This window comes from Pseudoselenomonas ruminantium (assembly GCF_900104055.1).
GTDB classification, from domain to species: domain Bacteria; phylum Bacillota; class Negativicutes; order Selenomonadales; family Selenomonadaceae; genus Selenomonas_A; species Selenomonas_A ruminantium_C.
The window spans coordinates 23,479-37,083 of the sequence record NZ_FNJQ01000010.1; the positions used below are offsets into that span (position 1 = coordinate 23,479).

Below are 13,605 nucleotides of genomic sequence, written 5' to 3' on the forward strand. Positions count from 1 at the left end.
TTTCAATGGCTAATAAACCTGAAAAAAAGATTATTGTCGTAGGCGGCGGCCTTTCGGGCCTCATGGCTACGCTGAAAATCTGCGAAGACGGCGGTAAGGTTGACCTCTTCTCTTATTGCCCGGTAAAACGCTCTCACTCTCTGTGCGCACAGGGCGGCATGAACGCCTGCATGGACACCAAGGGTGAGCACGATTCCATCTATGAGCACTTCGATGATACGGTATACGGCGGTGACTTCCTGGCTGATCAGCTGGCTGTCAAAGGCATGGTTGAAGCAGCTCCGAAGCTCGTGCATATGTTCGACCGCATGGGCGTGCCCTTCACCCGTACGCCGGAAGGCGTTCTGGACCTCCGTAACTTCGGTGGCCAGAAGAACAAGCGCACCGTGTTCGCCGGCTCCACGACGGGCCAGCAGCTCCTCTACGCTCTCGACGAGCAGGTTCGCCGTTGGGAAGTTAAAGGCGGCGTAAAGAAATATGAATTCTGGGAATTCATCAAGATCATCAAGAACAAAGACGGTGTTTGCCGTGGTATCGTTGCGCAGAACATGAACTCCAACGAGATCCAGGCTTTCCCGGCTGATGTCGTAATCCTTGCTACTGGTGGCCCTGGCCAGGTATATGGCCGCTGCACGGCTTCCACTATCTGCAATGGTTCTGCCGTATCCGCTGTTTACCAGCAGGGCGCAGAAATCGGTAACCCCGAGTTCCTGCAGATCCATCCGACGGCTATTCCGGGTTCCGATAAGAACCGCCTGATGTCCGAAGCCTGCCGTGGTGAAGGCGGCCGCGTCTGGGTATACCGCAAGAACCCCCAGACGGGCGAAAAAGAACGCTGGTACTTCCTCGAAGACATGTATCCGGCATACGGCAATCTCGTACCCCGTGACGTTGCATCCCGTGCCATCTACAAGGTCGTTGTGCACATGGGCCTCGGCATGACCAATCCGAACCGCGTATACCTCGACCTGTCCCATATCCCGGCCGATTACCTCGAGCGCAAGCTCGGCGGTATCCTCGAAATGTACGATGATTTCGTAGGCCAGGATCCGCGTAAGGTGCCGATGGAAATCTTCCCGTCCATCCATTATTCCATGGGTGGTATCTGGGTAGACCGTGAGCATCACACGAATATCCCGGGCCTTATGGCTTCCGGCGAATGCGATTACCAGTATCATGGTGCAAACCGTCTGGGCGCAAACTCCCTGTTGTCTGCTACTTACTCCGGCACCATCTCCGGTCCGGAAGCTCTGCGTCTTGCTCGCAGCGGCAAGCTCGGTGCTGCGCTCACCAATGAAGAGCTCGAAGCAGCCCGTCAGGAATGCGTTGCTGAATTCGATAAGATCCGTAACATGAACGGTGCCGAAAATGCTCATCAGATGCACCATGAACTCGGTGACATCATGTACAAGTACGTGTCCATCGAGCGTGATAACAACGGCCTCAAACAGTGCATGAAAGAACTCCATGCCCTGCTCAAACGTTGGGATAACATCGGTGTTACGGACCATGGCAACTGGGCAAACCAGGAAGCTATGTTCGTGCGTCAGCTCCGCAACATGATTATCTATGCAATGGCCATCACGAAGTCCGCTCTGCAGCGTGATGAAAGCCGCGGCGCCCATGCGAAGATCGTCCTCAAATCCGACTATGACAGCTGGGATGCAGCCAAGAAGAAGGCCTTCGATGAGAAGAATGGCAAATACCATTTCGATGCTGAGACTGGCCGTGCCATGACGGATGATGGCAATGATGACCTGCTGTTCTTTGGCCGTGATGATGAGAAATTCATGCGTACCACGGTGGTATCTTTTGACGCTGCCAACAGTGAACCGGAAGTTTCCTATCGTGAATTTGAACACTCTCTCATTAAGCCGCGTCTGCGTAACTACGCTGTAGCTAAGAAAGAGTAAGAGGGAGGACAACAGAAATGGCAGAACAGAAAAAAGTAAGATTTATCATCGAGCGTCAGGATGGCCCTGATTCGGCACCCTACACGCAGGAATTCGATGTAGATTACCGTCCGGGCCTCAACGTTGTTGCCGCCCTGATGGAAATCCAGAAGAACCCGGTCACTGTTGATGGCAAGAAGGTTGCTCCTGTCGTTTGGGAATGCAACTGCTTGGAAAAAGTCTGCGGTGCCTGCATGATGGTTATCAACGGCAAGGCTCGCCAGGCTTGCTGCTCCCTGATCGACAATCTGGAACAGCCAATCCGTCTGCAGCCGGCCCGCACGTTCCCGGTTATCCGCGACCTGCTCATCGACCGCTCTGTTATGTTTGAAAGCCTCAAACGCATTCAGGGCTGGGTGGAAGTCGATGGTTCCTGGGAAGTCAAGGATGCCCCGATTCAAAACCCGTACACCGCACAGACGGCTTACGAGATTTCGCACTGCATGACCTGCGGTTGCTGCATGGAAGCATGCCCGAACGTTGGCCCGCAGTCCGACTTCATCGGCCCGTCCCCGACGGTTCAGGCTTATCTCTTCAACCTGCATCCGCTGGGAAAATTCGACGCTCCGAAGCGTCTGAATGCCCTGATGGAAAAAGGCGGTATCACCAGCTGCGGCAACAGCCAGAACTGTGTACAGGCCTGCCCGAAGAACATCAAGCTGACGACTTACCTCGCACAGCTCAACCGCGATGTCAACAAACAGGCTCTGAAGAATATCTTCAATCACTAATTGCATAAGCAATAGAAAGAAGGCCCCTGCCATTTTATTGGCGGGGGCCTTTTGCTGTTGGTACGTGTGTGGCGCCAAGGCGGATACGCTAACTGGAGGTCTTATGGCCGCCAATCCACGGTGAATGCGTGGCACCAGCCATGGTAGATGGTGGTGATGGTATTGTCTTCCAGATTCAGCACACGGTAGTAATAATCGGCATAGGGGGGATCTGAGGTATAGCCGTCGGTCACTTTTTCGGCATAGAGGATGTACTTCCCATCGGGAGAGAGGACACAGTCTTCGACATTCATACGGTTGTTACCAATCCGCTCTTGCAGAAGCTTGTTGGTGCTTGCAAATGGCTCTGTCTTTTTCCAGCGATAAAGATCGTCTGCGTATTTCCAGACTTTTTTCGGGTTAGCGGCCTCAGTCGCTGTGTGCGTGACGCCGGTGAAATCCCGAGTATAGATTTTGAAAGTATCCTCGCCAGAGTGCGATTCCAATACAATGCCTTCATAATTGTCAATGGAACGGTAGGACTGGTCGAAGTCAAAATGGAAGAAAAATGCTGCGATACCTGCGAGGAGATACAGTATCAGTACAGCGGATGCCAGTAAAAAAATACTTTTCAGGATTTTCCCTAGCAGTTTCAGTGTTTGCAAAATGTACAGCCTCCTTTGGTCAGATTTTATATGAGCTAGTCTAGCATGGGGATATTAGAGACGAATTAAAGCCTGGCTAATTTAAGAAAATCCTTTTTGCCGACGATATAGTAAGCAGGGAGGTGGCTTTATGAACGTGACGGATATCAAGGGGGCGGCTGGTATAACCAATATCGAGCGGACTAAGGCGGAAGGTACGGATGATTTCAGATGCTTGTTTTCCGGGATGGTGCAGGAGAAGCTCAACAGCCTCACGGAAACGCTGGAGGAGATGAATGCGCGGCGGCAGGAGGTCAAAGAACTGAGGGATCAGCAGAATTTCACGGAAACCGTGCGCCATGTACTGCCCGATGGCACGATACTGGTGCGGGAGTATGTGGATGGAAAACTTGACAGCAGCTATCGCAAAAAGCCGCATATGAAGGATGTTCCCGATGAAAACCAGCCCCTGCCCAGAGCATTGGATGGGACGGTGCTGGAAAGCCAGATCAAGATGAAGCAGGTGCCCACGGTACGCGTCTTTGAAGATTTTGCCGGGCAATAGTTGAAACGCGCCATTTCCACGCTGTTATGGCTGGAAATGGCGCGTTTGACTTTGAATGGAGGATGTTTGAAAAATATTATCAAATTTAAGGATAATTTAAGAATGTTATTGTACCATAACTGATAAGGGAATTTAGCAGGAGGATGGATGGTGATGGAAAGTCAGGGATTTCGGGAGCGTTGTGAATATGAACTGATCCGGCAGGAACTGGAAGTTTTGTTCAGGAAGTACCATCATCATGGATTGAATTCCAGTGCTGCTTATGTGGAATCGGGTAATTTGCTGGAATATGATCCCCTATGTGCTGAGGCGATGTTTTTCCGCTTCTATGCATTGCGGAAGCTGTTGCGGCCGGAGAAGAATCAGGATTTTTTTGCCCATGCTGGGCGCCCGGAAGTCCGGTTGCTGAAGCAGATGGCAATTAGCAGGGTGATGGATATGGATTATCCTATGGAGGATGAGGGGAAGCTGCATTACTATCTGTGCAATAGGCAGGAGCAGCTCGATTTGTGCAGTCGGGAGTTCTATGGCTATGTGCAGGAGGTTTATGTGCATGGTTCAGAAGCCTTGCTCGTGGATGTCATGCAGAAAATCTGCTTGTTTGAGGGCATATATCTGGATGATTGGCAGCTTTTTCAGGATGATGGCTGCAAGCGCTGGCTGGAACCATATCTGCCGTATATCCTGGAAATGATTGGCGGACTGCAAATGGAATATCTGCCGCGCCTGCATGATATCTTTGCCAAAGTAAGCGTGATTTTAGCTGCCAGGAAACAGGATGCAGCCCGCAAAAATAACGAGGAGAAGGAAATTACGCTGCAGGTTCTTGAAGCTGAATTGGCGGACATTATAAAGGATACGAATCTGTTTCGGCAGATTGGTCATAAATAATCGTATAGAAAGGATGTTGTTTTTTGGTTTATCTGGTTTTTGGTGCAGTATTTTTATTTATCATCATGGCAATTGCTCTTACCTGCTGGGTAAAGGCCCCGCCTGATGTGGCGTTTATCCTCTCTGGCTGGCGGGCTAAGCCCCGGATGCTGGTCGGACAGGGCGGCGTGAAGGTGCCGCTGTTGGAACGCGTGGACCGTCTGTATCTTGGGCAGATGACGGTTGATATCCGCACGCAGCAGAGCGTGCCGACCAATGATTTCATCAATGTCAAGGTGGATGCGGTAGCCAAGGTTTCGGTAGATGATTCGGAAGAAGCCCGCCTACTGGCGTCCAAGAACTTCCTGAATCTGACGCCGGAACTCATCGCCGACCAGCTGCGCGATTCGCTCGAAGGCAATATGCGTGAAATCGTGGGCACCCTGTCCCTCAAGGAAATCAGCACCAACCGCGATTCTTTCTCGGAGCAGGTCAAGGCCGCAGCTGCCCAGGATATGGAGCGGCTGGGCATTAAGGTGATTTCCTGCAATATCCAGAATATCACCGATGAAACTGGGCTGATTACGGACTTAGGTGCTGACAATACGGCGCGCATCCGCAAGGATGCTTCGATTGCCAAGGCGCTGGCTGACCGGGATGTGTCGGTGAAGCAGGCTGAGGCCATGAAGGAAGCCAACGATGCCAAGGTCAAGGCCGAACTGGAGATTGCCCAGCGGCAGAATGAATTGGCCATTCGCAAGGCTGAACTCAAGCGGGAGTCGGATATCAAGCAGGCAGAGGCTGATGCGGCGTATGCCATTCAGGAACAGGAACAGCGCAAGGCTATCGAGACGGCCACGGTGGATGCGGAAATCGCCAAGGCCAACCGCGAAGAGGCCCTGCGCAAGCAGCAGGTAGCGGTTCGCGAGCAGGAACTGGCCGCCGAAGTGCAGAAAAAGGCCGATGCGGAAAAGTACAACATCAGCAAGCAGGCCGAGGCAGAATTAGCCAAGCGTCAGCGAGAGTCCGAGGCAAAGCTCTATGAACAGCAGCGTGATGCCGAAGCCCAGAAGGCGCAGGCTGAAGCAAAAAAATATGCCATGGAGCAGGAAGCTGCCGGTATTACGGCAAAGGCGCAGGCTGAAGCCGAAGCTATCCGCCTGAAAGGTGAGGCCGAAGCTGCCGCCATGGATAAAAAGGCTGAGGCTTTGAAGAAATACGGCAAGGCCGCTATGGCGCAGATGGCCATTGAAATCCTGCCGAAGGTGGCAGCCGAGGTGGCCAAGCCATTGGGCACCATCGATAAGGTCACGATTTTTGGTGGCGGCAATGGCAGCGGTATGTCCACGATGTCTGACAATGTGCCGTTGGTCATGGCCAAGACCATTCAGACCATCAAGGAAGCGACTGGCGTGGATATCGCCGAGATCATGCGCGCTGAATCCTATGAGGCCAAGGTGACGAAGAATGTCAATGTCTCCGGGATGGATGAGGCAGAGGCTCGGGAGGCTATAGCCACAGCTGCGATGACAGAAGCAGTGGCTGCCAAATAACGGATAATTATAAGTCCGGGATGTCAATTTGTTGATATCTCGGGCTTTTTCTTGTTTTCACTTGCTTATTGTCCCTGTTTAGGTATAAAATATTAGTAAGTGGGTATGTTGCCCTAAGGATGATGGTCGGCAATGTAGGATGATAATTATGAGAAAAAATAATCGTATTCCCTTAAGCCCGTGTTTACGCCGGTTTCGGTTCTATTTTGACCTGTTGGGCAGGACGACAAAGGATTACCTGTTCTTTACGGATCTGCAGGAGAACCTGGTGATGGTGTCACCAAATCTGGTCAATGATTTTGACCTGCCCGGCGAAATCATGCATGATTTTGATACGTATTGGCTGCCATTGGTGCATCCTGAGGAACGGGGCCCTTATCAGGCATCCATCAGCAAGGCACTGAATTCGCAGGGCCCCTGCGAGCACAATATGGAATATCGTGTCAAAAGCCGTAAAGGCGAGTTTGTCTGGATTTCCTGCCGGGGCAGGGTAGGTCTTGATCGGGATGGCAAGCCCTCGATGTTTGTAGGCACTATGTCACGGATGGCCCAGCGCAACCAGGCCGATGAAGTGACAGGACTGCTCAATAAGTATCAGTTTGAACACGCTGTGAAGTTGGCTTTGGCCCAGTACCGTGCCACTGGTGAAGGTGGGGCGATTATGGTATTGGGGCTGGACAATTTCAAGATTGTCAATGAAACCTATAACCGTATGACTGGGGATATCGTCCTCAAACGGGTGGCAGATCTGCTTGCCAATGTGATTCCACCGCCTTTGACGTTGTTCAAGCTGGATGGGGATGAGTATGCCTTTATTTATCCGGGGGGGACGGCTGAGGACGTAGCAGAGATTTTTGCCAGTGTGCAGAGTGCATTGTCGCGTCCGCAGGACATTGATGGTCATCAATACTTCTGTACGGCATCCTGCGGTACGGTGTTCTATCCGGAGTCCGGCAAGGATTATCTCGTGCTGCACAAGCATGCTGAGGCGGCCATGGATATTGCCAAGAGGGAAGGCAAGAACCGCAATGTGCTGTTCAGCAAGGAACAGTACAACCGCTGGGTACGCTCGATTTCCATGCGGGACAGCATTTGGGAAAGCGTGGAAAATGGCTGTGTGGGGTTCAGTCTGTTCTTCCAGCCGCAGGTCAGTGCGGTGGAGCAGAAGCTGATTGGTGCCGAAGCACTGCTGCGCTGGAAGAATCCCAAGGGGCGTATGGTGGCACCGATGGAGTTCATTCCAATCCTGGAAGAAACTAAGCTGATCATTCCCGTGGGAAAATGGATCGTGGAGGAAGCTGTCAAAACTTGCAAGAAATGGCGGCGTTATGTGCCGGATTTCCGTGTCAGCATCAATATGAGCTATGAGCAGATCAAGGATCTGTCCTTCAAGAACTTTGTCGAAGAGTGTCTGGAACGTTATGATATGCCGACGGATTCCATCGTGTTGGAGCTTACGGAGAGCAAGATCGTAGCGGACTGGAGCTTCATCAACAAGCAGTTTGATGCCTTCCGCAGCCAGGGGATTGCCATTGCCATGGATGACTTTGGTACGGGCTATTCTTCGCTGGCATCGCTCAAGAATCTCTCCTGCGATATCGTGAAGATTGACCGGGAGTTTGTGAAGAAGATCCTGGAAAACGATTTTGACCGCCGTCTGGTGCAGTATGTGGTAGATCTTTGCCATAGCATCGGCATCTACTGTTGCATCGAAGGCGTGGAGGAAGAGGCCGAGTATGAACTCCTGACCAAGGAGTGCAAGGCCGATGCCATTCAGGGCTATCTGTTCGGCCATCCCGAGAGTGTGGCCGATTTTGAAGAGAAATTTTTAAGTTTGGAGAAATAAACAGAATGTCAAGAAACAAGGAACAAGAAGATATCACCTTATTGGGCAAGAAAAAGGTCAAGTACCATTATGACTACTGCCCGGAGATCCTGGAGACTTTTCAGAACAAACACCCGGAAAATGACTATTGGGTGAAGTTCAACTGCCCGGAGTTCACGGCCCTGTGCCCGATTACGGGGCAGCCGGATTATGCGACCATCTACATCAGCTATGTGCCGAATGAGAAGATGGTGGAGAGCAAGTCCCTGAAACTTTATCTGGTGAGCTTCCGCAATCACGGGGATTTCCATGAGGATGTGGTCAATGTCATCATGAAAGACCTCGTAAAGCTCATGGAGCCGAAATACATCGAGGTCTGGGGCAAATTCCTGCCTCGGGGCGGCATTTCCATTGATCCCTATGCCAACTACGGCCAGCCGGGGACGAAGTTCGAGGAACTAGCCTGGCGCCGTTTCGCAGAACATGACATGGTGGCCATGGATAAGGTAGACAACCGTTAACACTACTGGGAGGAGATTCCTTGCTAAGACGTCAAAAACGTATTGCCCTGATCAACGATATAACAGGCTTTGGCCGCTGCTCGGTGGCGGTGGAACTGCCTTTGATTTCGGCCATGAAGATTCAGGCCTGTCCGCTGCCGACGGCGATACTGTCGGTGCATACAGGCTTTGAGCATCACTATCTGGACGATTATACGGCAAGGATGAAGCCCTATATGGACAGCTGGGAGAAAAACCAGCTGTCTTTTGATGGCATTTGCACGGGCTTTATGGGTTCGGTGCAGCAGATTGCCATTGTGGAAGATTTTATCCGCCGCTTCAAGCAGCCCTATACCCGGGTGATGGTGGATCCCGTGATGGGCGACAATGGCAGGCTCTACAGTTCCTATACGATGGAGATGTGTGCGGAGATGCGCCGCCTGCTGGCTTATGCGGACTTAGTGACTCCTAATCTTACGGAAGCATGCCTGCTGTTGGATATTCCCTATCCCAAGGAAGGGCAGGTCACCAATGAGGAACTGGAGTATATGGCCAGTGAACTGGCTGCACAGGGACCTTCACAGGTCATCATCACAGGCCTGCATGGGCAGGATACCCTGCGGAACTTTATCTATGAAGCAGGCCGGGGCAAGGTGCTGACGGTGGAGAAGGTCGGCGGTGACCGTTCCGGTACCGGGGATGCCTTTGCAGCTATCGTGGCGGGGAGTCTCATCAATGGCGAGTCGCTGGAAACAGCGGCGGTGAAGGCGGCCGAGTTCATCAAGAAATGCCTGAGCTATGCCATGCAGCTGAATCTGCCATGGAATTACGGTTTACCATTTGAAGAATATCTTAGGGAGCTGAAGTGATTTGTTAGTCTATGCAACCCATAAGGGCGGCAGGTATCTGCCGTGGGATCAGAGCCTCAGGGAGCAGCCTGAGGGCAAGCGCAATCTCTATGTGAATATCACCAATGAATGCAACTGCGCCTGCACGTTCTGTCTGCGCAATATGAAGAAGATGGCGGAGGAATCCAGCCTTTGGCTGCACAAGCGGCCCACTGTCGATGAATTGAAAGCCGCGTTGGATGGCGTCCCTTGGGAGTATGTCCAGGAGATCGTGTTCTGTGGCTTTGGTGAGCCGACGATGCAGCTGGCAACGCTTACGGAACTCTTACATTACGTCAAGGAGAAGCATCCAGAACTGCCCACGCGGCTCAATACCAATGGTTTGGGTGAACTGGAATACGGCCGGGAGATCGCAGCAGATTTCCAGGGCGTTCTCGATACGATTTCCATCAGTCTCAATGCTTCCAATGCGGAGCGCTATTATGAGCTGACGCGGGCAAAATATGGCCTGAAATCCTACGAGGCCATGCTGGATTTTGCCGAGCATAGCAAGAAGTACGTGCCCCATGTGGTATTGACCATCGTGGATAAGGTGGAAGGCCCGGAGGAAATCGCCAAGTGCCAGGCTATCTGCGATAAGCGGGGGCTGACACTCAGGGTACGTCCTTACGAAGACAGCTGAACACAGTAAAATAATATCCATAAAGCAAGCCGGCACGCATCGCGTACCGGCTTTATTTATGGATATTCATAGATATTAACTTATCCTTCTCATATTCATTTGTCGGCAGGTATTTCCTCTCGAGCAGAAATCCTGCGCAGTGTTCCATAATATATGGATGTTCAGCTGAAACATGTTTGAATACACAGATTCACTTACTTTGCGCGCGCGTCCATCTCGTTCGATAACAATAGGTTCACTACAGTTTCGATGCTCATGATGTACGTAAAGACTTACCCGGGGTAGCAGATTGTGATCTTTTTTCCCTAAACGTTGTGCGCCTGACTTCCAATTGCTTTTGAGTACGTCTGGCGGTCTATAACCATCATCACGTCTCTTTTTCGCTGATTGGATATTCTTGTACTTCACCAATGCACTTGCTAGCTAGGTCTTAAAAGAACTCCTGCTAAGTGATTTCTTCAATAAACACTCACATCCTTTCGAAAAACAAGTATGTAAGGTTTTGAAGAGAGCCTGTTTCGGCTAGATACCCACCTGCTAAAATTTCAAACGACAGAATTACTATTCTAGTGGTTTGAGTACCCATCTCCTCTTTACAAGTACATAATAACATACTTATCAGATAATTGCAATGCTTTTGAATAATAAAATTTAGGATTTGAGAGAAATTATCGTAATGCAAAGTGCAAATTATATAGTATAATGGGTAACGATGACATTTGTAATGGATAAGGAGCAGAAGCGATGAAACATTTGGTTATTGTGCGAGGCGGCGGCGAACTGGCCAGCGGTACCATTCATGCATTATTCCGGGCAGGGTTCAGGGTATTGGTGCTCGAAAAGAAAGAACCATCGGCTACCCGGCGCCGGGTGGCTTATTCCGAGGCTATGTACCGCGGACAGGCCAAAGTGGAGCGCATAACCTGTTATAAGGCGGAGAACCTGCATGAGGCCAAAGCCAGGCTGAAGAAGGGCGAATTGGTCATGCTGGAAGATCCCGAGGCCCGCTGTGTGAAGGAATTGAAACCGCAGGTGCTGGTGGACGCAATCCTCTCGCATGATACCAATGGCACGACCAAGGATATGGCGGAGCATACGATTGCCTTAGGCCCGGGCTTCTGTGCTGGCCGGGATGTAGACGTGGTGGTGGAAACCATGCGCGGGCACAATCTGGGACGTCTGATTTATGAGGGGTATTCCGCCCGCAGCCAGGATATCGAGAGCAGTACCGTAGGTGTCAGTGCCAATATGGAGCATCTGATCTTCGCGCCGGAAGAGGGGACCGTGGATGTTTTGAGTACGATTTCCCTGATGGTGAAAAAAGGTGAGCCGTTGGCGCAGATCCATACGCCGGATGGCCGTACTATCGAGATGAAGGCCACGATTGATGGCGTCTTGCGCGGTGCGCTCCATCGGGGCAGCAAGGTGAAGAAGGATCAGAAGATTGCCGATATCCATCCCACCATGGGACAGGAGGAATGCTTCACGATTTCCGACAAGGCCCGCTGTGTGGCTGGTTCCGTGCTCGAAGCGGTGATGGTCTGGGAACACAAGCGGCCTAAGCGGAGGTTCTTTGGCCGTGGCTGAGATCATTGCTGCTTTGTTGGATTTTTTGTTTCCGCCGCATTGCCCCCTGTGTCATGCCTATGTGGAGAGCAGGGGCGGCTGGTGCCCGAAGTGCCTGCAGCAGGCGCTGCAGTTCCATCGATTGCCCCTTTCTGTGCCTATGCAGGCGGTCTTGGCCGATGCATGGGCACTTGGTGTTTATCGGGGAAGCCTCCGGGATCTGATACGCCATCTGAAATATCAGCGAAAGCGCAGCAATCTTCCCTATATTGAAACCCTGCTGCGGTCTGCGGAAGGAGAAATGCTGCTGCAAAAAATGCTGGCCTCCATAGACCTGGCAGTGCCTGTACCCCTTTATCCTGCCAAGGAGAAACAGCGTGGTTTCAATCAGACGGAACTGATTTTCGGCAGCTTCCTGTCTCGGCAGCATATTCCTCTGGCGAGATGCCTGCTGCGTATCCGCCCGACCAAGCCCATGTATGAACTGAATGAAAGAGAGCGGGCGGCTAATCTGCAGGGAGCCTTTGCGGTGACTGAGACAGCGCAGCTGGTAGGAAAAAATATCCTATTGCTGGATGATATCTTCACCAGCGGTGCGACGGCAGGAGAATGTGCCCGTGTGCTGAAAATGGCCGGGGCAAGGTCTGTCTCTGTGCTGGTGCTGGCCAGCGACCATCGTTGAGCGGGAAATTTTTTTGCCGTATAACCATAAATATTTTGACAATATGGTCATTTTATGTTAAATATGATAATATTGATATCAGACTGCAGGTGGCGATTCGATGATGAAATTAAATGAAGCAAATTTCTATCTGGCGGCGATGCTTCGCTGTCCGGGGATTGGCTGCCGCTATTTGCAACGGCTGCTGGAGGTTATGGAAAGTCCTTTGGCCATTTGGCAGGCAGATGCTCAGACGCTGGCTGATACGAAAGTCTTATCGCCGCGGCTGTCGGAGCGGCTGGCGGATTTTTGCCGTCAGCATAAGTCCGTGCCGGAGGAAATCCAAAAAGCTTGTGCGCAAAAGCAGATTCAGACGGTATCTATATTGGAAGAAAATTATCCGGAAGTTTTGCGGGAAATCTATGCACCGCCGGTCGTTTTATATTATAATGGCATATTGGAGCCGGATGCCCGGCGGGTGGCCATGGTTGGTTCACGGCGCTATTCCGGCTATGGGCAGTCCATTGCGCTGGAGTTTGCTGAACAGCTGGCGGCGGCAGGGCTTACCGTGGTCAGCGGCGCCGCCCGGGGGATCGACAGTTTTTCCCATCTGGGCGCTTTAAAGAGTGGCCGCACGGTAGCGGTATTGGGCTGCGGTGTGGATATTGCCTATCCTTCCGAGAACCGTAAACTGCTCTACGACATTGCTGACAGCGGCGGAGTTGTTATTTCCGAATATGAACCGGGGACGCGCCCCTTGCCGGCGTACTTCCCTGCGCGTAACCGCATCATCAGCGGCCTTGCCGAAGGAACGCTGGTGGTAGAGGCGGCATCCCGCTCAGGTTCATTGATCACTGCGGAGATGGCCCTGTCTGCCGGCAGGGATGTGTATGCCATTCCAGGCAGTATCTTTGCCCCTGCCTGTGCGGGCTGCAACCATCTGATCCAGCAGGGGGCAAAACTTGTGACAGAACCGGGGGATATCCTGGAGGAATTCAATCTGGCAAGGCCCAAACCGGTCAAAAAGTCAGGGCCGAAGCTGACGGCAGAGGAAGCGGCCATTTATCAGGTACTGTCCTTTGAACATCCGCTTTCCATGGATGAGATCATGCTGAGCCTGCCGGATGGTGAGATAGCAAATTTATCCTATCTGCTCCTGCAAATGGAGCTGAAGGGGATTGTCATAGAAAACGAATTGCACTGCTTCAGGCGTGCTGAGAGGGAGTGAA

Annotated in this window: 13 protein-coding genes; 12 read left to right on the forward strand and 1 reads right to left on the reverse strand. The window is 51.8% G+C overall.

The window, feature by feature from the left end; translation table 11 throughout:
* Positions 1 to 5 precede the first annotated feature (5 nt).
* Together sdhA and sdhB are read left to right on the forward strand one after the other, a co-directional pair.
* The gene (sdhA, locus tag BLQ59_RS05880; protein ID WP_074571972.1) at positions 6 to 1,913 is read left to right on the forward strand and encodes a succinate dehydrogenase flavoprotein subunit; all 1,908 of its coding nucleotides are present in this window, start codon (positions 6 to 8) and stop codon (positions 1,911 to 1,913) included.
* A 17-nt stretch (positions 1,914 to 1,930) separates the two neighbouring features.
* Positions 1,931 to 2,683, forward strand: a complete 753-nt coding sequence (gene sdhB / locus BLQ59_RS05885; protein ID WP_074571973.1) for a succinate dehydrogenase iron-sulfur subunit — start codon at positions 1,931 to 1,933, stop codon at positions 2,681 to 2,683.
* 101 nt (positions 2,684 to 2,784) lie between these two features.
* On the opposite strand, the gene BLQ59_RS05890 is transcribed toward sdhB, so the two are convergent.
* Positions 2,785 to 3,327, reverse strand: coding sequence for a hypothetical protein (locus BLQ59_RS05890; RefSeq protein WP_074571974.1), 543 nt, complete (start codon positions 3,325 to 3,327; stop codon positions 2,785 to 2,787).
* Between the two features lie 130 nt (positions 3,328 to 3,457).
* Here BLQ59_RS05890 and BLQ59_RS05895 point away from each other — a divergent pair, with 130 nt between their 5' ends.
* From BLQ59_RS05895 to dprA, 10 genes are all read left to right on the forward strand, one after another.
* Positions 3,458 to 3,871, forward strand: coding sequence for a hypothetical protein (locus BLQ59_RS05895; protein WP_074571975.1), 414 nt, complete (start codon positions 3,458 to 3,460; stop codon positions 3,869 to 3,871).
* Positions 3,872 to 4,024: 153 nt separating this feature from the next.
* Positions 4,025 to 4,762, forward strand: a complete 738-nt coding sequence (locus BLQ59_RS05900) for a hypothetical protein (protein WP_143005301.1) — start codon at positions 4,025 to 4,027, stop codon at positions 4,760 to 4,762.
* Between the two features lie 65 nt (positions 4,763 to 4,827).
* Positions 4,828 to 6,294, forward strand: coding sequence for a flotillin family protein (locus BLQ59_RS05905; protein WP_074572018.1), 1,467 nt, complete (start codon positions 4,828 to 4,830; stop codon positions 6,292 to 6,294).
* Between the two features lie 148 nt (positions 6,295 to 6,442).
* Complete coding sequence (locus BLQ59_RS05910; RefSeq protein WP_074571977.1) at positions 6,443 to 8,140, forward strand: bifunctional diguanylate cyclase/phosphodiesterase; 1,698 nt, start codon at positions 6,443 to 6,445, stop codon at positions 8,138 to 8,140.
* 5 nt (positions 8,141 to 8,145) lie between these two features.
* Positions 8,146 to 8,640: a preQ(1) synthase gene (queF, locus tag BLQ59_RS05915; protein ID WP_074571978.1), complete on the forward strand. Its 495-nt coding sequence runs from the start codon at positions 8,146 to 8,148 to the stop codon at positions 8,638 to 8,640.
* 20 nt (positions 8,641 to 8,660) lie between these two features.
* Entirely contained in the window at positions 8,661 to 9,488 is an 828-nt protein-coding gene (locus tag BLQ59_RS05920; protein ID WP_074571979.1) for a pyridoxamine kinase, read from the forward strand.
* 1 nt (position 9,489) lies between these two features.
* Positions 9,490 to 10,149: a TatD family nuclease-associated radical SAM protein gene (locus BLQ59_RS05925; protein ID WP_074571980.1), complete on the forward strand. Its 660-nt coding sequence runs from the start codon at positions 9,490 to 9,492 to the stop codon at positions 10,147 to 10,149.
* Between the two features lie 744 nt (positions 10,150 to 10,893).
* Positions 10,894 to 11,736 (forward strand): selenium-dependent molybdenum cofactor biosynthesis protein YqeB, encoded by an 843-nt coding sequence (gene yqeB / locus BLQ59_RS05930; protein WP_074571981.1) that lies wholly within the window; start codon positions 10,894 to 10,896, stop codon positions 11,734 to 11,736.
* The gene (locus BLQ59_RS05935) at positions 11,729 to 12,397 is read left to right on the forward strand and encodes a ComF family protein (RefSeq protein ID WP_256324616.1); all 669 of its coding nucleotides are present in this window, start codon (positions 11,729 to 11,731) and stop codon (positions 12,395 to 12,397) included. Before yqeB ends, BLQ59_RS05935 begins: the two co-directional genes overlap by 8 nt.
* 100 nt (positions 12,398 to 12,497) lie before the next feature.
* The gene (gene dprA / locus BLQ59_RS05940; RefSeq protein ID WP_074571982.1) at positions 12,498 to 13,604 is read left to right on the forward strand and encodes a DNA-processing protein DprA; all 1,107 of its coding nucleotides are present in this window, start codon (positions 12,498 to 12,500) and stop codon (positions 13,602 to 13,604) included.
* Position 13,605: the final 1 nt, after the last annotated feature.

Coding starts and splice junctions, on each gene's coding strand:
- BLQ59_RS05895 (WP_074571975.1), top strand. CDS start 3,458: ATGAACGTGACGGATATCAAGGGGGCGGCTGGTATAACCAATATCGAG.
- BLQ59_RS05910 (WP_074571977.1), top strand. CDS start 6,443: ATGAGAAAAAATAATCGTATTCCCTTAAGCCCGTGTTTACGCCGGTTT.
- dprA (WP_074571982.1), top strand. CDS start 12,498: ATGATGAAATTAAATGAAGCAAATTTCTATCTGGCGGCGATGCTTCGC.
- sdhA (WP_074571972.1), top strand. CDS start 6: ATGGCTAATAAACCTGAAAAAAAGATTATTGTCGTAGGCGGCGGCCTT.
- BLQ59_RS05905 (WP_074572018.1), top strand. CDS start 4,828: ATGGCAATTGCTCTTACCTGCTGGGTAAAGGCCCCGCCTGATGTGGCG.
- queF (WP_074571978.1), top strand. CDS start 8,146: ATGTCAAGAAACAAGGAACAAGAAGATATCACCTTATTGGGCAAGAAA.
- yqeB (WP_074571981.1), top strand. CDS start 10,894: ATGAAACATTTGGTTATTGTGCGAGGCGGCGGCGAACTGGCCAGCGGT.
- sdhB (WP_074571973.1), top strand. CDS start 1,931: ATGGCAGAACAGAAAAAAGTAAGATTTATCATCGAGCGTCAGGATGGC.
- BLQ59_RS05900 (WP_143005301.1), top strand. CDS start 4,025: ATGGAAAGTCAGGGATTTCGGGAGCGTTGTGAATATGAACTGATCCGG.